Below are 21,167 nucleotides of genomic sequence, written 5' to 3' on the forward strand. Positions count from 1 at the left end.
TGCGCTTGCGAGGGTACAACGCATAGCGGCTATGCGCCGCTGGTCTAACACCGCGCTTCTGACTATGTTATGAGCAAGAAGAGTTGACCCAAAGTCAGGAAAACGACCGTGCGAGATCTGAAGATCCCCGAAGAGCGCCATCCGGAAAAAGCCCATCGTCCGGACAATGCACAGCCCAAAAAGCCGAACTGGATCAGGGTCAAGGCACCCGGTGGCAAGGGCTATGCGGATACGCGGCGGATCATGCGCGACAACAATCTGGTGACGGTCTGCGAAGAAGCGGGGTGCCCCAACGTAGGAGAATGCTGGAGCCAAGGTCATGCCACCATGATGATCATGGGCGAGATTTGTACGCGCGGCTGCACCTTCTGCAACATTGCAACCGGTCGCCCCGACGACCTTGACGCGTTTGAGCCGGGTCGCGTGGCCCATGCGGTCGAAAAACTTGGCCTGAACCACGTGGTGATCACCTCGGTGGACCGTGACGACCTGCAAGACGGCGGGGCCGAGCACTTTGCGCAGACAATTCGCGCGGTACGTCATCGTTCTCCGAAAACCACGATCGAGATTCTGACGCCGGATTTCCTGAAATGCGACAGCACGGTCCTTGAAATTGTGGTCGAAGCGAAACCGGATGTGTTCAACCACAATCTGGAAACGGTACCGGGTCTCTACCCCGAAGTGCGCCCGGGGGCGCGGTACTTTCATTCCCTGCGTCTGCTACAGCGGGTGAAAGAACTTGATCCGTCGATCTTCACCAAATCGGGCATCATGGTCGGGTTGGGCGAAAACGAACAGCAAGTGCGTCAGGTCATGGATGACATGCGCGCGGCGGATATCGATTTCCTGACCATCGGCCAGTACCTGCAACCGACACCGAAACATCACGGAGTGGATCGGTTCGTAACCCCGGAAGAGTTCGCATCTTACGAAAAGGCGGCTTATGGCAAGGGGTTCCTGATGGTATCCGCGACGCCTCTGACCCGGTCTTCATACCACGCGGGCGACGATTTCGCCCGGCTTCGCGCGGCCCGGCAAGCAAAGCTACAGCAAGCGTGACGCCGGAGCGGATCGCGCAGCTCATCCGCCTGCGCCACGAGTTTCACCAACAGCCAGAGCTTTCGGGGCAGGAGGAGAATACCGCGGCGCGGGTTGCGGATCTTTTGCGCCAAGCGGGTGCGGACAGGGTTTTGTGCGGCATCGGCGGGCACGGTGTTGCGGCCGTTTACGAAAGCGGTGTTCCCGGCCCCACAGTTGGAATTCGATGCGAACTGGATGGGCTGCCAATTCAGGAACTCTCGGATCTGGAATATACATCTCGGATTGCAGGCAAGGGGCATCTGTGCGGCCATGATGGCCACATGGTGATGGTTCTCGGGGTGGCGGAGGCGTTGAAGGAACAGCGCCCAAAATCTGGCCGCGTGGTTCTGATCTTCCAACCCGCCGAGGAAACCGGACATGGTGCGATTGCATATCGGGCCGATCCTCAGTTCGCTGAGGTTGCCCCTGACATCGTGCTGTCTCTGCATAATTTGCCGGGGCTGGCGCTGGGCGCCGTGGAACTGTGTGAAGGTCCCGCGAATTGTGCCTCGCGCGGGATGCAAATCGTTCTGACAGGCAAAACCTCACACGCAGCGGCCCCTCAGGACGGCGTGTCACCGGCAGTTGCATTGTCCACGTTGATTCCGGCATTGGCCAACTTGGGGGCGGGTGGCGACTTGGATGACACCTACGCTTTGACCACGGTCACCCATGCCACTCTGGGCGAGCGCACAGTCGGTGTCGCACCAGGACAGGCCGAACTGTGGGTGACCCTGCGTACGGTTTCGGACGCGCGGATGGAAAGCCTGATGACCGAGGCCGAAACTCTGGTCAGAAAGACGGCGGAGGCCGAAGGTCTGGCGTTCGAAATCAGCTATGACGAGGTGTTCGAAGCCTGCGTCAATGACCGTGAAACCGTTTCGGTTTTGGCCAAAGCCTGTGCCGATCGGGGCGTCGCGTGCAGGCTGGTCGATCAGCCACAGCGTTTTTCCGAAGACTTCGGCCAATTTGGCAAAGGCGCGCAGGCGGCCATGTTCTGGTTGGGGGCGGGGCAGGACCATCCGCAACTGCACAACCCGGATTACGATTTCCCGGATGCGCTTATTCCGATTGGAACCGGGGTTTTCCTGAGCGCGATTGATGTCGCACTTAGCAACACCTACTAGACGCCATCCACTTATTTGACCAGATCACCAACGATTCCAAAGGCTTCTATAACTGTCTTTGTATCATCAGATATCGAGAGTATTTCATCATCCACCCGGATATAGCGCTGGCCGGGCCCCAAAGGCTTGAGCTTCCAGTTGTCGAGATCGTCGATATAGTCAAAACTCAGATCACCCGGCAGCTTCTGCCCGCGCGTGTATCTTTTGATTTGACCGGGCGGTACGGCTTTGCCGTTTGACTTGATGGATTTCTCTACCTTGTTTTTATTGGCACCTTGCCCTTTGCCCTTGTTGTCTTTTGCAGCACCCGAACTTGCAAGTGCCACGATCGCTATAACGACGCCGGCTGTCGCAACTACACGCTTCATCCATAATCCTCCCGAGCTGATAGGAAGAGTAAGGGCGCGCAAATAAGTTTGTCTATTATTATTCGGGTTTTTGAATTTGAGGCGCTGGGTAGCCACTCAAATTGCCCGGGTAAAGTGCGGCTAGTCCTCGGTGAACCGGACTTTGCCGATAAACGGCAGGTTGCGGTTGCGCTGAGCGTAATCGATCCCGTAACCCACGACGAATTCATCGGGAATTTCAAAGCCTATCCAGTCTGACCGGAAATCAACTTCGCGACGGCTGGGTTTGTCGAGCAGGGCAATCGACTTGAGCCGTTTCGGCTTGCGGCTGCGCAGCAGGTTGGTGACGTGGTTCAGCGTGTGTCCGGTGTCGACGATATCTTCGACCACCAGCACGTCGCGGCCTTCGATGGCGCCGCGCAAGTCCTTGAGAATGCGTACTTCCCGGCTGCTCTCCATCGAATCGCCATACGAGGACGCCTCAAGGAAATCCACTTCGATCGGCAGGTCCAGTTCCCGCACCAGATCGGCGATGAAGACGAAACTGCCGCGCAGCAATCCTACGACGACAAGCTTGTCCGTGTCGCCGAACTCATCCGTGATTTCGCGGCATAACTCTTCGATCCGCGCCGCGATGGCCTTGGCCGAGATCATCTCATCTATCACATAAGCGCGGTTAGTCATCGCAGCCCCCTTGATCTTTGGCGCGCAACATACGACATGACGCGCCATTGTCACCTGCAAATACCGGACATCATGCCAATCCATTCGGAAACCCGCCACCTGCCATACACAGCCCAGCAGATGTATGATCTTGTTGCGGATGTGGGCAGCTACCCAAAGTTTCTGCCCTGGTGCGCCGCGGCCCGGATCCGCAAGACCTATGCGGTCGGTGCGGCCGAGGTGATGGAGGCCGATCTGGTCATTTCGTTCAAGGTGTTTCGCGAACGGTTCGGCAGCCGGGTGACCCTGTTTCCAGATCAGAAGAATATCGATACCGAGTATCTGGACGGGCCTTTCAAATACATGAAATCCGACTGGCAGTTCGAGGACGCGCCCGACGGGGGGTGCAACATCTCGTTCCATGTGGATTTCGAATTCAAGAACGCCATCCTTCAGGGGATCATCGGCGTTGTGTTCAACGAAGCCATGCAGCGGATCGTCCGCGCATTCGAGGCGCGTGCGAAAGAACTCTACGGCTAGGTCTTTACGCGGCAAGGGCGCACGCTAGACTGCGCTCATGACGGATTTCACAGCAGCATTGGCCACCTTCGCGGCGGGCCCGGTTTCAACGACGGCTCAAGCGCGGATTGTCACGTCGCTGTCCGTTCTGGATTGGATGGCGGTTGGTCGTGCAGGGGCGTCCGAGCCGGTATCCTGCATAGTACGCGATATGGTTCTGGCCGAGGGCGGGAACGCTCAGGCCCATCTGTTCGGAGGGGGCGCGGCCCCATTGCGCGGCGCAGCTTTGGTGAATGGAACCATATCCCACGCGCTGGATTACGATGACACGCATTTCGCGCATATCGGGCATCCATCAGTCGCCATCCTGCCTGCGGCCCTTGCCGTAGCCGAGTGGGATGACCGAATTCTGGTTGATCTGCTCGAAGCCGCGCTGGTTGGTATGGAGACGTCAATCCGTGTCGGCCTGTGGCTGGGCAGGGGGCATTATCAGGCCGGGTTTCACCAGACAGCGACATCCGGTGCATTCGGGGCCGCTGTCGCCGTGGGGCGGTTGCTTGGATTCGACAAGGTTCAGATGCGGTCCGTATTGGGTTTGACGGCAACGCGCGCGGCCGGGCTGAAGGCCCAGTTCGGAACAATGGGCAAGCCTTACAATGCCGGGCTTGCCGCTTCGGCAGGGGTCGAGGCGGCTGTGCTTGTTCAGCGTGGATTTCAACCCAACGCCGACGCGCTGGAAGGCACGTATGGATTTGGCGCGACCCATCAGGGTGCAGCGGATCAAAGCGCGCTGGATGGTTTGGGCGATGAATGGTTGTTCGAAACGGTAAGCCACAAGTTCCACGCCTGTTGTCACGGCCTGCACGCGGCGTTGGAGGCGGCGCGCGCGCTAGACATCGCGGAACCCGAAGTGGCCGAGATCAAAATCAAAACCCATCCCCGTTGGATGAGTGTGTGCAATCAGCTTTCGCCCACAACCGGGCTGGGGGCCAAGTTCTCTTACCGGACGGTCATCGCAATGCAGGCGCTGGGGTATGATACGGCTTTGCCGGGCAGCTACACCGACAAGGTCTGCGCGGACCCGCGCATTACGTCTCTGCAAGATCGCATCACGGTCGAAGCGGATGAAAACCTGTCGGAAACGCAGGCGCATCTGGCCTTGCTGCGTCGCGACGGTATCCGCCGCGAGGCGACGCATGACCTGCTGACCCCAATGTCGCGGTCTGACCGCGAGGATCGTGTGCGCGCCAAAGCGTCGAAGCTGATCGGAACGGATGAGGCGGACGCGATCTGGTCGATGCTGCGCACCGGCGGTCGCGCCCGTGATCTGGCCGAACGTATGGCGGGTTAAGCCACGCGCCAGTGCAGCGGAAAACCGGGGTCGAACAACGTGACAGGTCCATCGCCCGTGTCGATCTTTGACGGGTATGCAACCGGCTCGCCTTTGGTCAGGGTAATCGTCTCTTCGTTCACAGGCAGGCGGTAAAAGCCCGGCCCGTTGAGCGAGACGAACGCCTCGAGCTTGTCCAGTGCACCTTCGCGGTCGAACATCTCGGCCACCAGAGACATGGTATTCGTCGCGGTGAAACACCCCGCACAGCCGCAGGCCATTTCTTTGTTTGCATCCGTGTGCGGAGCGCTGTCCGTGCCCAGGAAGAACCTCGGGTCGCCCGAGGTGGCGGCAGCCAGCAAAGCCTGGCGATGTTCCTCGCGCTTGGCGACCGGCAGGCAATAGTAATGCGGTTTGATCCCGCCCACCAGAATATGGTTGCGGTTGATGATCAGGTGGTGCGCGGTGATCGTCGCACCCAGATCCGTTTCGTTGGCTTTGACATAGTCCACGCCATTGGACGTGGTGATATGTTCCATCACCACGCGCAGACCCGGCGTCGATTTTCGGATTGGGTCCAGAACGCGGTCGATGAACACGGCCTCGCGGTCAAAGATGTCGATCTCGGCGTCGGTCACTTCACCATGGACACACATGGGCAGGCCGATCTCGGCCATTTTCTCCAGAACCGGGCGCACTTTGTCAAAGTCACGCACGCCCGAGGCCGAATTGGTCGTGGCCCCTGCGGGGTACAGCTTGACCGCTTTTATCAGCCCGCTGGCATGGGCGGTGGCGACGTCCTGCGCATCTGTATCCTCGGTCAGGTACAGGGTCATCAGTGGCTCGAACACCATGCCGTCGGGCAGGGCGGCCAGGATTCTGTCGCGATAAGTGGCGGCCTGATCCCCGCGCACAACCGGCGGCACGAGGTTCGGCATTATGATTGCACGGGCGAAATGACGTGCAGTTTCGGGCAGAACGGCCTGCAACATGGCGCCATCGCGCAGATGCAGATGCCAATCGTCGGGGCGGCGGATCGTGAGGGTATCAGTCATGGCCTTCCGCTAGCATAGCTGCCCCGAAAGACCAACCAGCCCGGAACGAGTTGCCAAAAAAACTTGTCAACCAACCGGAACGTCGTAGCTCTGACAGGGGCTAGGGCCTTGACGCAAAGGCGCTTGCGTGACCTGTTTGTCGGCGAAGTAGAGAGGATTTCCATGACGCAGCCATTTTCCATCGATGCCGTGCAGCAGATGCTGGGACGTCAGGGCTATGTCTGCGGGCGGGCCCTTGCCACGGTTGTGTTCCTGTCGCTGAAGCTTGGACGCCCGTTGTTTCTGGAAGGCGAGGCCGGAGTTGGCAAAACGGAAATCGCCAAGGCGCTGGCATCCGGTCTGAACCGCCGTTTGATCCGGTTGCAGTGCTACGAAGGTCTGGACGCGTCCTCGGCCGTTTACGAATGGAACTTTCCGGCGCAGATGGTTGCGATCCGAACGGCCGAAGCTTCGGGCGGGGCCGACCGGGGCGCGTTGCAGGCGGAACTGTTTTCGGATGAATACCTGATCGAACGCCCCTTGCTGCAAGCAATGCGCCCCGACGAAAACGGAGCACCGGTTCTTCTGATCGACGAACTGGACCGGACCGATGAACCGTTCGAAGCCTTTCTGCTGGAAGCTCTCAGTGATTTTCAGGTCACGATCCCTGAACTGGGCACCGTTGCAGCACCCCAACCACCCATTGTGATTGTCACGTCGAACCGGACTCGCGAAGTGCACGATGCCCTCAAGCGTCGCTGCCTGTATCACTGGGTCGATTATCCCGATTTTGAACGCGAGATCGAAATTCTGCACGCGCGCGCGCCCGAGGCCGCCGATGCGCTCAGCCGCGAAGTCGTGGCTTTCGTTCAGCGTCTGCGCACCGAGGATCTGTTCAAGAAACCCGGCGTGGCCGAAACCATTGACTGGGCCAAATGTCTGCTGGCGCTGGACGTGATGAACCTTAGTCCCGAGGTGATCGGTGACACGCTGGGGGCGATCCTGAAATATCAGGACGACATCCAGAAGCTGCAAGGGTCTGAGGCCAAGCGCATTCTGGATGAGGCCAAAGCGACCCTTGAGCCGGCCTGACGCGCTATGGCCGAGCAAATCCCGCTGGAGATTCCCGACAACCCGAAGCTGGCGCAGAACATCACCCATTTTGCCCGCGCGCTGCGGAAGGCGGGGCTGCCGATTGGTCCAGGGCGGGTGATCGATGCAATTCGTGCGGTACAAGCCGCGGGTTTTACCCAGAAACGGGATTTCTACTGGACGCTGCACGCCTGTTTCGTGAACCGCCCCGAACATCGCACGGTGTTTGCGCAGGTCTTCCGAATGTACTGGCGCGACCCGCGATACATGGAACACATGATGGCCATGATGCTTCCTGCCATTCGGGGCGTGCAAGAGGAGCGCAAGGCGGATGCCGGTGAAAAGCGCGCAGCCGAGGCCCTGCTGGATGGTGTCGAACGTGACGCGCCCCAGCCGGCTGCGCAAGATGAAGGCGAAACCGAAATCGAGATTGACGCCACGCAAACGGCATCGTCCGAAGAGCGTCTTCGCAACCTGGACTTCGAACAGATGAGCACCGCAGAAATCGCGCAAGCCAAACGCGTATTGGCGCGGATGACCCTGCCGGTCAAACCCATTGAATCGCGCCGCGGACAGGCCAGCCATCTGGGGCACCGTATCGATCGTGCCCGCACCTTGCGCGCAGCCATGCGGCAAGGGGGCGAATTGCGTGATATCGCCCGGCTGCAACCCAAACCGCGATGGCCAAATCTAGTTGCGCTTTGCGATATCTCGGGCTCGATGAGCCAATACAGCCGAGTCATTCTGCATTTCCTGCACACGGTCTCGAACGCCAAGGGGGCGGGTTGGGCCAAGGTTCATGCCTTCACGTTCGGCACGCGCCTGACCAACATAACCCGCCACTTGCATCATCGGGATGTCGACGCAGCGCTCGCCGCTGCCGGGGCCGAGGCACAGGACTGGGAAGGGGGCACACGCATCGGCGACTGTCTGCATCAGTTCAACAGAGATTGGTCAAGACGTGTCATGGGGCAAGGTGCGGTTGTTCTTTTGATCACCGACGGTTTGGAACGGGGTGACCCGGAGACCCTTGAGAAAGAGATCGAGCGGCTGCACCTGTCCTCCAAACGCCTGATCTGGCTGAACCCTCTGCTGCGCTGGGACGGGTTTGCCCCCAAGGCCCAGGGGGTGGCGGCCATGCTGCCCCATGTCGACAGTTTCAGGGCAGGGCACTCGATTGCCTCGCTCGAGGATCTGGCCGCCGTGATTTCACAACCTGACGACCAGGGGCAGAAAGCACGGCTGATGGCCGCGCTTTACGATTAGACCGTTACGACAACTGTTCTTCGTTGCACTTCCGGGCCATTTCCATGGCCTTGTAGGTGCCGGTCAGATCGACGGTAAATGCATAGGATGTCTCGGGGAACACGATCATGACCTTTTTCTTGGCCAGATCATCCGCGAATTGCGGGTTGTCTGACAGAACATAGCCGCCGGAATAACCCTTGGTGATGTTGCCTTTCATACCTGTGGCTTCACCCAGATAGATGTTGTCCCCGATCAGGATGGCCACTTCTTGTGTTTCGCCACGTTTGATGTCGGTATCGGCTTTGGTGAACACCCCCACATACCCCACGCCGCGATCTTCGGTCAGGCCCATCTGAACGACGTTTTCCGCATCGTCCACGGCCTCGATCAGGCAGGATTTCTTTTCGTTGTCGATGAAGACTTTCCAGCCCTCGACCTCTCCATAACGTTCGAATGTGTCAGCCCACGCTGCGGTCGAAGCCAAAAGGCCAACCACTGCGCCCAATGCGAGATAATGTTTCAACTGCTTGTCTCCGAAAAAATGTGTTTGGTATGCAGCTTGGGCAACTGGCCCGCTGCCCGCACAAGCTAAAACCCGGGCCCATAACAATCAATACTATGATTTATTGAATATTGTTCAGGCTTTAGCATCGGCTTGCAGGGTTCAACATAGACGTTTTGACAGGGGCGTTGCGCTTTTCATCCCGCCAATCCTGCCTATGTTGGAGACAGACGACGTCTGGAGGTCCTGATGGAACGATTCGACAACAGCCCGGAAACGGCATTGAAGTGGCACCGCAATGGCAGCGGCGCCGCGCTTGCCACGGTTGTCGAAACCTGGGGCAGCGCGCCACGCCGGGTGGGTTCCCAGCTGGTGATCGGCGGCGATGGTCGGATCGAGGGCTCTGTGTCTGGCGGCTGTGTCGAAGGCGCGGTGATCGTCGAGGCGCTTGAGGCCATTGACGAAGGCGAAGCCCGCTTGCTGGAATTCGGAGTGAGCGACGAAGATGCATTTGCGGTCGGGCTGGCCTGTGGCGGGACCATTCGCGTTCTTGTCGAACCCGTTGGAAAGGTGCTGCCTGAACCGATGCTTGCGGAACTGGTTGCAGCCCGCGCAGCGCGTGAACCAATCGCTTACGAAGTCAACATCGATACCGGGCACAGAGCCTTGCGTCGTAACGCCTATGCGGAACGGCTGCGCATGGATCGGTCTGGTTTTGAAGAAGATGGTCAGACCTTTGTGGCTGTTCACAACCCGCCGCTGCGATTGATCGTTGTTGGTGCGGTGCATATCGCACAGGCATTGGTGCCGATGGCGCGAATTGCCGGGTATGATCCGGCCATAATAGACCCGCGCGACGCGTTTGCATCCAGCGCCCGTTTTCCGGGGGAAACGATCCTTACGGATTGGCCGGATGAGGCCGTTGCAAAACTCGGGTTGGATGCGCGCACCGCAATTGTCCTGCTGACACATGATCCAAAGCTGGATGATCCGGCATTGCAAGCTGCACTGGATGCGGATGTGTTCTATATCGGTGCATTGGGATCGACACGCACCCATTCCAAACGCGTCGAACGTATGAAGGCGGCGGGTTTCAGTGATGAGCAAATCTCGAGGATTCATGGGCCAATCGGGTTGGATATCGGGGCTGCCGGCCCATCCGAGATTGCCGTTGCAATTCTGGCGCAGATGACGGCCGTTCTGCGAGGCAAGGCATGAGGTTTGGTCCGGTACCCGTCTCCGAAGCAAAAGGCGCCATTCTGGCCCATTCGGTGACGGCTGACGGTCAAAAGCTGCGCAAGGGGCTGTCACTGCAAGCAGAGCATGTGGCGCAGTTGACGCAGGCGGGCATCCGCGAAGTGATCGTTGCGCGCCTTGAACCCGGCGATTGTCACGAAGACGAGGCCGCACGTCGTTTGGCCGCAGCTCTTGCGCCAGATGCGGCGTCGGCCAATCTGCGCGTGACCGACGCGTTCACCGGCCGGGTCAACCTGTTGGCGGACGGGCCGGGCGTGGCGGTTCTGGATGTGGATGCGTTGGAAATGTTCAATCAGGTCAACCCGATGATCACGGTTGCGACGGTTCCGCAATACCAGCAGATGGGCCCGAATGGCATGGTCGCCACCATCAAGGTCATCTCATATGCCGTGCCAGAGGCTGATGTTCGGCGGGCCGCCAATTTGGCGCAAGGGGCCGTGCGTCTGGCAAGACCCGTTCACAAGACGGCAGGTTTGATCGTCACCGATATCCGCGGCGGCCCGCCCAACGACAAGGGGATCGCCGCCATTCGCGGACGGACCGAAGCCCTGGGTCTGGATTTGTGTGATGTGCAGATCGTGCCGCATCGCGTGGATGCGCTGGCCAAGGCGGTTTCCAGAACGACCGGTGATCTGCTCATGATCCTGACCGGATCCGCGACCTCGGATCCGGACGATGTTGCCCCGTCTGCTGTTCGGTTTGCCGGCGGGCGGGTGGATCGGTTCGGGATGCCGGTTGATCCGGGAAACCTGCTGTTTCTGGGTGCGATGCAGGATCGACCGGTGATCGGGTTGCCCGGATGCGCGCGATCTTCGGCGTTGAACGGGGCGGATTGGGTTCTGTCACGGGTTGCCTGCGGGATCAAAACGACCGGATCGGATATTGCCGGAATGGGTGTCGGAGGATTGCTGAAGGAAATCCCGACCAGACCGCAGCCGCGCGCCAAACGAAAAGAATGATCCGCCGCTGATCCTGAGCGGGGCTGAATTCTGAGGTTGACCCCAGAGGCTTTGACCGAACCGGCTTATGGTTTTCTGAGCTTTGGCAATACGCCGGGTCGCCAATACGCACCGGTATCTTCCCGCGCTTTCTGATAGGCATCTACTCTTTCTCTGGCGGTCTCTCCGCCGGCGTCAAACAAATGGCCCAGCAGGCATTCAAGAACAGCCATTGCCCCCGAAAAACTGGAAAACGGGTGCAAGGTTCGCGTGCTGACAGGCAGGACGACATCCGGTTCAACCCCCGGGGCGATGACCTCGCTATCCGACAACAGGACGATGCGCATCGACCGGCCCCGAGCATACCGCATCGCCTGAATCGTGTCGGCGGAATAGGGGTGAACCGTGATGGCAAACAGACAATCCTCGGCGGTGGCTTCGACCAGATCATCGATGGCCGAACCCATGTGGCGGGGCACCAGCTGAAGCCCGGGATGGGCCATGCGTGCAGCGTAGTGAAAGTAATAGGCCAGCGCGTGGCTGGATCGTGTGGCCGTCACATAACAGCGACGCGCCGATCTGATGTGCGCGACGGCCTGTTCCGTCAAATGGGGGGCCATGAGACGCAGCGATCTGGCCACGACATTTATTTCGTTCTGCGCAAATCGTGCCTGCGCCGCACCAAACTGTCCTTGTTCCTTTAGGTGTTCCAGCCAATCCTGCCCAAACCTGTCCTCACCATCGGTTGTCAGAGCGTTTCGAAATGGGCGCCGAAAAGCGTCAAAGCTGTCATACCCCATGCGTTGCGCCAGCCGGATCAGAACGTTCGAGCTGATGCCGATGCGATCGGTGGTGGTGCGGATCGAATTCAACGCGAACTCGGCGGGATGATCGATGATGTACTTTACAGCGACCTGCATTTGCGCAGGCATTTCATCGATCTCGCGGCGCATTTGCGTAACGATGGCAGTTAGAGCGCGGGTCATGTGGCAAGCAAAACATATGTTCTCTAATTGGTAAATTGAAAACGAAACTTGAGCTCATTAGCTGAGGACAGACGAACACGAGGGCGCAATGACCGAGAGCACAGTGAAAACCACCTCGAAACCATATATACTGGTTGCTCCGAACGGGGCCCGGCGGGGCCGCGCGGATCACCCGGCCTTGCCAGTCACGACGGATCAGATCGTCGCAACGGCGCGGGGCTGCCACGAGGCTGGGGCGAATGGCATACACCTGCATGTACGGGATGCCGACGGACACCACACGTTGGATGCCGGATTGTATCGCGAAACAATTGCGGAGCTGAATAGGGTGGTGCCGGGCATGGATGTTCAGATCACCACCGAGGCAGCAGGCGTATTCGACGTCTCGTCGCAGTTTGAATGCCTGCAACGGGTTCGGCCTGAATGGGCCTCGATTTCAGTCCGGGAAATCGCGCGGGCCCTTGATCTTGCACCTCGGGTCTATGCGCTATGTGCGGCTCAGGGCACGCGGGTTCAGCATATTCTCTACGACACGGAAGATGTGAAGCTGCTGGAAGACTGGCAGTCAAAAGGTATCGTCCAGCCGGACCAGACAGACCGATTGCTTGTGTTGGGACGCTACAGTCAGAATCAGCAATCCGTGCCAGCGGATCTGGATGCGTTTCCGTCCAGCCCGGCCAATTGGATGGTGTGCGCCTTTGGGACGCAGGAACATGACTGTCTGGTCGAAACCGCGCGGCGCGGCGGTGACTTGCGTGTTGGATTCGAAAACAGCCTGACGGCACCGGATGGCACGCTCTGGACGGACAACGCGGCTTCGGTCGCGGCTTTGGTTGAAACACTTGGAAGGACCGGAATATGAGCCATGTTTTCCCACGCCACACCAAATCTGAACTTCCCGTCGCAGCGGGTGGCGACGGCGCTTACCTGATCGATGCCGACGGCAAGCGATATCTGGATTGCGGCGATGCGGCCGTGTCCTGTCTGGGGCATTCCAACCCGGCAGTGATCCGGGCCGTGCAACAGCAGGTGGAACAGATCGCATTTGCCCATACCGGGTTCATGACCTCGGAACCGGCCGAGGCATTGGCCGATCTGCTGATCCAGCACGCGCCGGGGGATTTGGACCGGGTGTATTTCGTATCGGGCGGGTCCGAGGCGACCGAAGCGGCCATCAAATTGGCGCGCCAGTATTTTCTGGAAATCGGGCAGCCCGAGCGCCGCCACGTGATCGCGCGCAAGCAAAGCTATCATGGCAACACTCTGGGGGCCTTGTCTGCCGGGGGAAACGCCTGGAGACGGGCCCAATTCGCACCGATGCTGATCGAAATGACCCATATCTCGGCCTGCTATGAATATGCCGAAAAGCCCGAGGGTGAGAGCAGCTTTGACTATGGTCAGCGCGTCGCCAACGAGCTGGAGGCGGAAATTCTGCGCCTTGGTCCCGAAACGGTTATGGCTTTCATGGCCGAGCCGGTTGTCGGTGCTACGCTTGGCGCGGTTCCGGCGGTTGAGGGGTATTTCAAACGCATCCGGGAAATCTGCGACCAATATGGCGTGCTGCTGATTCTGGATGAGGTGATGTGTGGCATGGGGCGCACCGGTCATCTGTTCGCCTGCGATCACGACGGAGTTGCACCGGATATTCTGTGCATCGCCAAAGGGTTGGGCGCAGGCTATCAACCGATCGGGGCGATGCTGTGCACCGATAAAATTTTCGGCGCAATTCGCGATGGGTCAGGGTTTTTCCAACATGGGCATACCTATGTCGGCCATCCTGTCGCCACGGCTGCGGCTCTTGCGGTGGTCCGTGAACTGACAGAGGGTGATTTGCCGGTGCGCGCCGGACGCATGGGCAGCAAACTGCATTCCGCACTGGAAGCCGCGTTTGGACAGCACCCGAACGTGGGCGATTTGCGTGGCCGTGGCCTGTTCCGGGGTGTGGAATTGGTGGCGGATCGCGAGACGAAGACCCCCTTTGATCCATCGTTGGGCATTGCCGGAAAGATAAAGAAGGCGGCGCTGGCCGAAGGGTTGATCTGTTATCCCATGGCGGGCACCCGGGATGGCCGGAACGGAGACCATATACTTCTTGCGCCGCCTTTCATCATAGATGACAAGCAGATAGGCGAACTTGTCAGCAAACTGGAACGCTCTTTTTCAGCCGTTCTCTGACAATACCGTGAGCACCCTGTTTGCCTGCGACACGTTTGTTATGTGTCGTGGGCTATGGAATTGGAAAAGGCGACGTCCATGGTGCTGGATATCTGGCGCAGTTTCCGAACGCTCCCTGTGTGGGTGCAGGTCTGGGTAGCCTTTGTTTTGGTGCCGGTAAACCTGCTTCCGTTGGCATTTCTGGATCAGCCACAGGGGCACCTGATTGCATTGCTTGCAATTTCAGGCATGGCGCTGAACGTGCCTATCATGTTGGGTGCACGCGGGATGAGCGGTGCGATGGCCTTGCCGCACATTCTGTGCTGGGTGCCGTTGGTCATCATCGCGACGCTTCTGCTGTTTTCTGAAGATCCCCTGAGCCCAGCCTTTGCCGGCTTTCTCCGGGTGCTTCTGATCGTCGATATCACCTCGCTGGTGTTCGATTTCCGGGATGCGGCCCGTTGGTTGCGCAGCAGGCAAGCGCCCTGAGCAAAAAAGCCCCTTCAAGAGAGAAGGGGCTTGGACCGTTTCGATCTTTGGACCGGATTATTTCTGCGGCAGCGGGCCGATCATCATGATCATCTGACGGCCTTCCATCTTGGGCATGTTTTCAATCTTGCCCAAGTCCTTGACGTCCTCGGCAACGCGCTCCAGCAATTCGCGGCCCAGGTTCTGGTGTGCCATTTCGCGACCGCGAAAACGCAGGGTAACTTTGACCTTGTCGCCGTTTTCCAGAAACTTGAAGACGTTGCGCATCTTGACGTCATAGTCATGCGTGTCAGTGTTGGGTCGGAACTTGACCTCTTTCACCTCGATGATCTTTTGCTTCTTGCGGGCTTCGGCTTCGCGTTTCTGCGTTTCGTATTTGAATTTGCCGAAGTCCATGATCTTGCAGACCGGTGGGTTCGCATTGGGCGAAATTTCGACCAGATCAAGACCGGCATCGGCGGCCATCTGCATGGCTTTGGCGGGATGAACCACCCCGACATTTTCACCTTCGGCGCCAATCAGGCGAATTTCGGGGGCACGGATCTTATCATTGACGCGCGGGCCGGTGTCTCGTTGTGGCGGCGCGTTGTGAGGTCTGCGAGCTATGGGTTCATTCCTTTGATAATTGCAGAATTTCGAGCCCGGAATTTAAACCGGGCCGGGCCACACTTCAAGCGGCATAAACACCGGCAGTTGCGAAAAAACAGTGTTTTGTCCGCTGATTTTTGCGTTCGGGGCTGCAAAGCTCCGAACGCATGGTGCCTTTAGCCGACAAAGGCCTTTTCGATCACGAACTCTTTGGGTTCGGAATTCGCGCCCTCACGCAGACCAAAACCTTCAAGGATTTCCTTGATGTCCAGGTTGAAAGCCAGCGAACCGCAGACCATGGCGCGATCGGTTTCGGGCTTGATTCCGCCTTCGATGCCCAGATCGCTGAACACGGTGCCATCCTTCAGCAGGTCGGTGATCCGGCCCATCTTGGGGCTCTCTTCGCGCGTGGTTGTCGGGTAGTAGCGGATCTTGTCAGCAAAGCCTTCGCCTATAAGTTCGGCAAGCATTTCATCCTGACGGATGCTGTCGATCAATTGGCGGCCATATTCCAGTTCGGCCACTTCGCGGCAGGTATGGGTGATGATCACCTCGTCATAATCTTCATATGTTTGCGGTTCACGCAACAACGAAGCAAACGGGGCAAAGCCGGTGCCGGTGGCAAAGAACCACAAACGCTTGCCCGGCAGCAGTGCGTCATGCACCAACGTGCCAACCGGCTTGGGGCGCAGGATGATCTGGTCGCCGGGCTTGATATGCTGAAGCTTCGACGTCAGCGGGCCGTTCTGAACCTTGATCGAATAGAACTCCAGCTCATCGTCCCACGACGGCGAAGCGATTGAATAGGCGCGCAGCAATGGCTTGCCATTGTCGCCCAGCAGACCAATCATCACGAACTCGCCCGAGCGGAAACGCAGCGTGGCGGGGCGCGTCACCTTGAAAGAGAACAGGCTGTCGGTCCAATGCTTGACCTCGGTTACAGTTTGCGCGTCCGGCAGGACCGGGGCCTTCACGGCAGTTGCTTCGCTCACGGGCTTCATCTCTGTCATCGTTTACCTGCCGGTCTGCTAAACCGACATCTCCGTTTAATCTTTGATCCAAGTCAGGAAAAGGGGACAGATTGCCCCCTTTGCGTTTCAAGCTGGCGATGGGCGGCTTTTAACCGCGCAAACGCGCCTGATAGTTGTTCTCTTTCCAGTTGGCCCGGGAAAGCCACTGATCTTCGGGCTGGCGATCTGCCAGGTCTCCGTCAATCTCAACTTCGTCAAAGCCGCAGCGACGTGCCATGGCATATTGGTCTGCCAGAACATGACCCTTGGCGCGCAAGCGTCCCGTATAGCCCTTAAGGCGCAGGGTGCGGGCGATGGTAAAGCCGCGACCGTCGGCAAAGGATGGAAAATCCACCCGGACCAGCTTGGCACTGCCCAAGCGGTCAAAAAGCTCATCCGGGTCCGTGTCCGAGCTGACGTCCAGCGCAACCACGTCATTTGCGGCATCATCCAGAGTGACAAAGCCGTCGGTCCAGTCATCGGGCGAAAAGCCCTCATCCGTTACGATTACGTTCATGTTTTCTCTCCGATGCGCACCATCTTGCCATCGACAAAATGAATGCCGCATTCTTCCTTGTTCTGATCGCGCCAGCGCCCGGCGCGGGGGTCTTCGCCTTCCTTCACCGGTGAAGTGCAGGGCGCACAGCCGATCGAAGGGTATCCTTTGGCCACCAGCGGATGCCGGGGCAGGTTGTTTTCTTCCATATAGGCGCGCACATCGTCCGGCGCCCAATGGGCCAGCGGATTGACCTTGATCCGGCCCGTGCCGTCTTCGACCTCGAAAAACTCGAGCGCGGCGCGCGTGCCGGACTGAAACCGTTTTCGGCCGGTAATCCAACCGCAATACCCGGTCAGGGCTTGCTGCAAGGGAAAGGTCTTGCGCAAGTTGCAGCACGCATCCGTATCCCGCAGGCGCAGCGCGCCATAGGGGTCTTCGCGTTGCAGTTCTTCGTCATCCGCCCGGATGATCCGGATGTTCCTGAGACCCAGACGCTCGCTGACTTCCTGCTGGTATTCCAGCGTTTCGGTGAACAGCAATTGGGTATCCACGAACAACACCGGCGTCATCTTGTCGATCACCGCAGCCATGTGCAGCAGCACCACCGATTCCGCACCAAAGCTTGAGACCAGAGCAAGCGCATCGATCTCTTCAAGGGCGCCATGCATCACGTCATGGGCGCTGTGGTGACGGAACCGGGCATTCAATGCGTTGACCTTTTCGGTCAGGTCGCTGCGGTCTTTGCCCAGTTCCGTTTGGATCAGATCAAGCGGCATTCGCCCGAGCCTCGGGGTAGAGAGCGGCCTTGAACGGCTCCATGCCGACGCGGCGATAGGTCATCAGAAAAGTTTCTTCAGCACTCTCGCGCAGATCCAGGTAGGTGTCGACGATGCGTTCCACGGCCGGCACGATCTCGTCATAGGCAAAACCCGGACCGGTGCGGTCGCCGATCGCTGCCGTCTCAGTGGCGTCGCCACCCAGTGTGATCTGGTAGTTTTCGACGCCTGCACGATCCAGGCCCAAGATGCCGATATGGCCCACATGGTGGTGGCCGCAGGCGTTGATGCAGCCCGAGATCTTGATCTTCAGGTGCCCGATGTCATGCTCCAGCTTCAACTCTTCAAAGCGGGTCGCGATTTCCTGAGCAACCGGGATCGAGCGGGCCGTCGCCAGCGCGCAGTAATCCATGCCGGGGCAGGCGATGATATCGCTGATCAGGCCGATATTGGCGGTGGCCAGTTCGTGCTGTTTCAGCTTGGCGTGAATCGCGGGCAGGTCCGATTTGTGGACATGCGGCAGGATCACGTTCTGCTCGTGGCTGATACGCAGCTCATCATAGGCGAATTCTTCGGCCAGATCGGCCATCACGCGCATCTGCTCGGCGGTCGCATCACCCGGCGTCTGGCCGTGTTTCTTGATCGAGATCGTAACGATCGCGTGGTCCGCGTTCTTGTGCGGCGCGATGTTGGTATCGACCCACGACCGGAAAACCGGATCGTTGGAATAGGCGCTTTCAAACGACGCAACCGAACCTTCGCGGAAGGCCGGAGGCGCAAAATGGCCCTTGATCTCATCCAGCAGCGCCATGTCGGCGCCCTTGAACTGTGGGCGAACCTGCAAGAAACGTTCATTCACCTTGGCGCGGATGGCGTCGATGCCGTGTTCATGCACGGTGATCTTGATGCGCGCCTTGTACTTGTTGTCGCGGCGACCGATCTGGTTCCAGACCGACACGGTGGCTTCCAGATAGGCCAGCAGATCATCGAATGCGACGAATTCGGACAGTTCCTTGCCGATCATCGGGGTGCGGCCAAGACCACCACCCACGATAACGCGGGCACCCAGAACGCCGTCACGTTCGACCAGTTGCAGGCCGATGTCATGCGCTTTGATCACGGCGCGGTCGTTTTCCGAACCGGTGATCGCGATCTTGAACTTGCGCGGCATGAACTGGAACTCTGGGTGGTCGGTCGACCACTGGCGCAGCAGTTCGGCATAGGGGCGCGGGTCGGCGACCTCATCCGCGGCGGCACCGGCGAAATGGTCGGCGGTCACGTTGCGGATGGTGTTGCCCGAGGTCTGGATGGCGTGCATGCCGACCTCGGCCAGCGCGTCCAGCATGTCTGGCACATCTTTCAGTTTCGGCCAGTTGTACTGGATGTTCTGACGGGTGGTGAAATGACCATAACCTTTGTCCCACTTTTCAGCCAGCAGGGCCAGTTGACGCATTTGCGCGCTGTTCAGCGTGCCGTAGGGAATGGCGACTCGCAGCATGTATGCGTGCAATTGCAGATACAGGCCGTTCATCAGGCGCAAAGGCTTGAATTCATCTTCGGTCAGCGAACCGTCGATGCGGCGCTCGACCTGAGCGCGGAACTGCGCGTTACGCTCTGCCAGAAAATCTTTGTCAAACTCGGAGTAGCGATACATGTCTAGCTGTCCTTGGTTGCAGCCCCGAACCTGGGGCCTTGAAGGGGAGAGAGAAGGGCCAGAGGTCAGGCCCGGGGCTGCGGGGAAGTTTCCTGTTTGCCGTGGGCATAGTTGGACGGACCAGTGCGGCGGAAGTCTTCCCGGAAATGGGTGGGCTCGGGGCCGTTTTCGCCAGCGACGGCATCGGCCAGATAAGCGCCCACGATTTTGTTTGCCTGACGCGCGGCATCCAGCAGGCGAACCTGCGCATGCGCCTCGTCGGTGATCAGTTCTGCTTCGCTCAGGTCACGAGACCAGCGGTCATCTTCCGTCAGATAAATCACGTCACCTTCGAGCAAGTCATTTGCAGTGACGATTTTGGGGGTAAAAGCGCGGGCCATCAGGCAAGCTCCTTGTTGAATTCGGTTACAGCCTGCGCCGCTTCGCGCGGGGCAAGGCCATAGAAGGTCAGGGCCGGTCCATCCATTTCGGCGGCGGCCAGATCGGTGGGCAATTGGTCCAAGGTGGTGGCCAAAATCCGTTGGTCGGGACGCGATGCATTCTCGACCAGGGTAATGGGGTTGGTGCGATCGGCGCCGTGCATGATCAGACGGCCCTGAATGAACCGAGCGGATTTCTTGCCCATGTAGATTGCCGCCACGGAACCGGCCTGAGCCAGAGCGTTCCAATCGTGATCCGCGAATCCTTGCATGTCGTGCCCGGTCAAAAAACGCACCGATGAGTTGCGTCCGCGGCGGGTCAAGCTTTGACCGATGCCAGCCACTGCGGCAGAGGCCGCCGTGATGCCGGGAATGATCTGCCAGGAAATACCGGCCGCATCGACGGCCTCGATTTCTTCGTCCAGGCGGCCAAAGATTGTGGGATCCCCCGATTTGAGACGCACCACACGGTTGCCATTCAGGGCGTGTTCAACCAGAAGCGCGTCGATATCGCTTTGCTTCCATGAGGGGCCGAACCCGGCCTTGCCGACATCGACCAAAGCGGCGTTCTGGGCGGCAACGTCCAGCACAGGCTTGCTGATCAGGCGATCATGCAGCACCACATCCGCGCGCTCGAATGCGGCCAACGCCTTGAGCGTCAGCAATTCGGGGTCACCGGGTCCGGCGCCGACAAAGTCGACATGACCTTTGGGCTTGGTTGTGTGAAAATCCTGCATCGGATCGTCTCGGGCATTGTTTGACTTGACCCTCAATATAGGAAATATTCCCACCAAAGCGCCATATCGCCGCTGAAATAAGGACAAATGTTCTGAAATTCGGGAAAACCGGAACAGGGGCATCGAAACAGAAGGAAAATTGGAATGTCGGTGCGGATAGACGACACGGATCGAAAAATTCTGGCCGAGCTGCAACGCGATGCGGGCCAATCTTTGGACGAAATTGCGGCTCGGGTCGGCAGTTCAAAGACGCCTGTCTGGAATCGCATTCGCAAGCTCAAGGGGGCGGGAATCATCGGCCAGCAAACGGTTCTGCTGGATGCCGAGGCACTTGGGTTCGAAGCCACCTTTTTTGTTTTGATCCGCACCTCGGAACATGAGGCGGACTGGCAACGTAAATTCCTGAAAGCATTGAAGGATCACCCCGAAGTGCAAGAGGCGCACCGGTTGGCGGGTGATATCGACTATATCCTGAAAGTCCGGGTCAAGAACGCGCGCGCCTATGATCAGTTCTATCAGTCGCTCATCTCGGAGGTGCGCGTGCACAATGTCACGGCGTTGTTGTCCATGGAAGAGATCAAGTCCACGACGATGTTGCCGCTGAATGCGTTGGCAGAGGGGGCCTAGAACACTCGACCGTGGCTCCTCCGCCAGTGTCTTTCAGGGGGCTTTGAGCCAGATGAACTGATGGGTGTTTTCATCCGGCCGGAAGCAAAAT

The 21,167-nt window shown here is 58.8% G+C and carries 24 protein-coding genes; 12 read left to right on the forward strand and 12 right to left on the reverse strand.

Features of this window, described 5'->3' with window-relative positions:
* The first annotated feature begins 108 nt into the window (after positions 1–108).
* Positions 109–1,059 (forward strand): lipoyl synthase, encoded by a 951-nt coding sequence (gene lipA / locus GS614_RS00850; protein ID WP_171116194.1) that lies wholly within the window; start codon positions 109–111, stop codon positions 1,057–1,059.
* On the forward strand, positions 1,056–2,207 hold the full coding sequence (locus GS614_RS00855) for an amidohydrolase (protein ID WP_171725291.1): 1,152 nt from the start codon (positions 1,056–1,058) through the stop codon (positions 2,205–2,207). Before lipA ends, GS614_RS00855 begins: the two co-directional genes overlap by 4 nt.
* A gap of 11 nt (positions 2,208–2,218) precedes the next feature.
* Here GS614_RS00855 and GS614_RS00860 read toward each other — a convergent pair whose 3' ends face one another.
* Together GS614_RS00860 and hpt are read right to left on the reverse strand one after the other, a co-directional pair.
* A complete protein-coding gene (locus GS614_RS00860) occupies positions 2,219–2,671 on the reverse strand; it encodes a hypothetical protein (RefSeq protein WP_171116189.1) in 453 nt (150 codons plus the stop codon).
* 24 nt (positions 2,672–2,695) lie between these two features.
* Positions 2,696–3,238 carry a hypoxanthine phosphoribosyltransferase gene (gene hpt, locus GS614_RS00865; RefSeq protein ID WP_152457820.1) on the reverse strand — a complete coding sequence of 181 codons (543 nt, stop codon included), beginning with the start codon at positions 3,236–3,238 and terminating at the stop codon, positions 2,696–2,698.
* Positions 3,239–3,310: 72 nt separating this feature from the next.
* On the opposite strand from hpt, the gene GS614_RS00870 reads away from it, so the two are divergent.
* Positions 3,311–3,757, forward strand: coding sequence for a type II toxin-antitoxin system RatA family toxin (locus tag GS614_RS00870; RefSeq protein WP_171363068.1), 447 nt, complete (start codon positions 3,311–3,313; stop codon positions 3,755–3,757).
* A 37-nt stretch (positions 3,758–3,794) separates the two neighbouring features.
* Entirely contained in the window at positions 3,795–5,087 is a 1,293-nt protein-coding gene (locus GS614_RS00875; protein ID WP_171725292.1) for an MmgE/PrpD family protein, read from the forward strand.
* On the opposite strand, the gene pyrC is transcribed toward GS614_RS00875, so the two are convergent.
* Entirely contained in the window at positions 5,084–6,121 is a 1,038-nt protein-coding gene (gene pyrC, locus GS614_RS00880) for a dihydroorotase (protein ID WP_171725293.1), read from the reverse strand. The genes GS614_RS00875 and pyrC overlap by 4 nt on opposite strands.
* A 162-nt stretch (positions 6,122–6,283) precedes the next feature.
* Between pyrC and GS614_RS00885 the strand changes: the two genes are divergently transcribed.
* Both GS614_RS00885 and GS614_RS00890 read left to right on the forward strand, forming a co-directional pair.
* The gene (locus tag GS614_RS00885) at positions 6,284–7,192 is read left to right on the forward strand and encodes a MoxR family ATPase (RefSeq protein WP_171725913.1); all 909 of its coding nucleotides are present in this window, start codon (positions 6,284–6,286) and stop codon (positions 7,190–7,192) included.
* Positions 7,193–7,198: 6 nt separating this feature from the next.
* Positions 7,199–8,458: a VWA domain-containing protein gene (locus tag GS614_RS00890; RefSeq protein ID WP_171725294.1), complete on the forward strand. Its 1,260-nt coding sequence runs from the start codon at positions 7,199–7,201 to the stop codon at positions 8,456–8,458.
* A gap of 4 nt (positions 8,459–8,462) precedes the next feature.
* Here GS614_RS00890 and GS614_RS00895 read toward each other — a convergent pair whose 3' ends face one another.
* A complete protein-coding gene (locus GS614_RS00895) occupies positions 8,463–8,963 on the reverse strand; it encodes a hypothetical protein (protein ID WP_171725295.1) in 501 nt (166 codons plus the stop codon).
* 228 nt (positions 8,964–9,191) lie between these two features.
* Here GS614_RS00895 and GS614_RS00900 point away from each other — a divergent pair, with 228 nt between their 5' ends.
* Together GS614_RS00900 and GS614_RS00905 are read left to right on the forward strand one after the other, a co-directional pair.
* Positions 9,192–10,160 carry an XdhC family protein gene (locus GS614_RS00900; protein ID WP_171665538.1) on the forward strand — a complete coding sequence of 323 codons (969 nt, stop codon included), beginning with the start codon at positions 9,192–9,194 and terminating at the stop codon, positions 10,158–10,160.
* The gene (locus GS614_RS00905) at positions 10,157–11,158 is read left to right on the forward strand and encodes a molybdopterin-binding protein (protein WP_171665536.1); all 1,002 of its coding nucleotides are present in this window, start codon (positions 10,157–10,159) and stop codon (positions 11,156–11,158) included. The genes GS614_RS00900 and GS614_RS00905 overlap by 4 nt, the downstream gene beginning before the upstream one ends.
* 65 nt (positions 11,159–11,223) lie before the next feature.
* On the opposite strand, the gene GS614_RS00910 is transcribed toward GS614_RS00905, so the two are convergent.
* Positions 11,224–12,123 carry a MurR/RpiR family transcriptional regulator gene (locus GS614_RS00910; protein ID WP_171725296.1) on the reverse strand — a complete coding sequence of 300 codons (900 nt, stop codon included), beginning with the start codon at positions 12,121–12,123 and terminating at the stop codon, positions 11,224–11,226.
* 88 nt (positions 12,124–12,211) lie between these two features.
* Here GS614_RS00910 and GS614_RS00915 point away from each other — a divergent pair, with 88 nt between their 5' ends.
* From GS614_RS00915 to GS614_RS00925, 3 genes are read left to right on the forward strand one after another with little or no spacing between them, the layout of a single operon-like run.
* Positions 12,212–12,985, forward strand: coding sequence for a 3-keto-5-aminohexanoate cleavage protein (locus tag GS614_RS00915; RefSeq protein WP_171725297.1), 774 nt, complete (start codon positions 12,212–12,214; stop codon positions 12,983–12,985).
* Positions 12,982–14,298 carry an aspartate aminotransferase family protein gene (locus tag GS614_RS00920; RefSeq protein ID WP_171725298.1) on the forward strand — a complete coding sequence of 439 codons (1,317 nt, stop codon included), beginning with the start codon at positions 12,982–12,984 and terminating at the stop codon, positions 14,296–14,298. Before GS614_RS00915 ends, GS614_RS00920 begins: the two co-directional genes overlap by 4 nt.
* A 54-nt stretch (positions 14,299–14,352) precedes the next feature.
* Positions 14,353–14,766 carry a hypothetical protein gene (locus GS614_RS00925; RefSeq protein ID WP_171725299.1) on the forward strand — a complete coding sequence of 138 codons (414 nt, stop codon included), beginning with the start codon at positions 14,353–14,355 and terminating at the stop codon, positions 14,764–14,766.
* Between the two features lie 57 nt (positions 14,767–14,823).
* On the opposite strand, the gene infC is transcribed toward GS614_RS00925, so the two are convergent.
* From infC to cobA, 7 genes are all read right to left on the reverse strand, one after another.
* Positions 14,824–15,372 (reverse strand): translation initiation factor IF-3, encoded by a 549-nt coding sequence (gene infC / locus GS614_RS00930; RefSeq protein ID WP_152457832.1) that lies wholly within the window; start codon positions 15,370–15,372, stop codon positions 14,824–14,826.
* Positions 15,373–15,530: 158 nt separating this feature from the next.
* Complete coding sequence (locus GS614_RS00935) at positions 15,531–16,364, reverse strand: ferredoxin--NADP reductase (RefSeq protein WP_152457833.1); 834 nt, start codon at positions 16,362–16,364, stop codon at positions 15,531–15,533.
* Positions 16,365–16,473: 109 nt separating this feature from the next.
* Positions 16,474–16,881: a DUF934 domain-containing protein gene (locus tag GS614_RS00940; protein WP_171116164.1), complete on the reverse strand. Its 408-nt coding sequence runs from the start codon at positions 16,879–16,881 to the stop codon at positions 16,474–16,476.
* Positions 16,878–17,639, reverse strand: coding sequence for a phosphoadenylyl-sulfate reductase (locus GS614_RS00945; RefSeq protein ID WP_171116163.1), 762 nt, complete (start codon positions 17,637–17,639; stop codon positions 16,878–16,880). Before GS614_RS00945 ends, GS614_RS00940 begins: the two co-directional genes overlap by 4 nt.
* The gene (locus GS614_RS00950; RefSeq protein ID WP_171362938.1) at positions 17,629–19,293 is read right to left on the reverse strand and encodes a nitrite/sulfite reductase; all 1,665 of its coding nucleotides are present in this window, start codon (positions 19,291–19,293) and stop codon (positions 17,629–17,631) included. The genes GS614_RS00945 and GS614_RS00950 overlap by 11 nt, the downstream gene beginning before the upstream one ends.
* A gap of 65 nt (positions 19,294–19,358) precedes the next feature.
* Positions 19,359–19,673, reverse strand: coding sequence for a DUF2849 domain-containing protein (locus GS614_RS00955; protein ID WP_171204680.1), 315 nt, complete (start codon positions 19,671–19,673; stop codon positions 19,359–19,361).
* Complete coding sequence (gene cobA / locus GS614_RS00960; protein ID WP_171116159.1) at positions 19,673–20,449, reverse strand: uroporphyrinogen-III C-methyltransferase; 777 nt, start codon at positions 20,447–20,449, stop codon at positions 19,673–19,675. The genes GS614_RS00955 and cobA overlap by 1 nt, the downstream gene beginning before the upstream one ends.
* A gap of 144 nt (positions 20,450–20,593) precedes the next feature.
* On the opposite strand from cobA, the gene GS614_RS00965 reads away from it, so the two are divergent.
* On the forward strand, positions 20,594–21,076 hold the full coding sequence (locus tag GS614_RS00965; RefSeq protein WP_117869097.1) for an Lrp/AsnC family transcriptional regulator: 483 nt from the start codon (positions 20,594–20,596) through the stop codon (positions 21,074–21,076).
* The last annotated feature ends 91 nt before the right edge of the window (positions 21,077–21,167 follow it).

Origin of the sequence: Ruegeria sp. HKCCD6604 (genome assembly GCF_013110635.1) — a bacterium.
Taxonomy (GTDB): Bacteria; Pseudomonadota; Alphaproteobacteria; order Rhodobacterales; family Rhodobacteraceae; genus Ruegeria.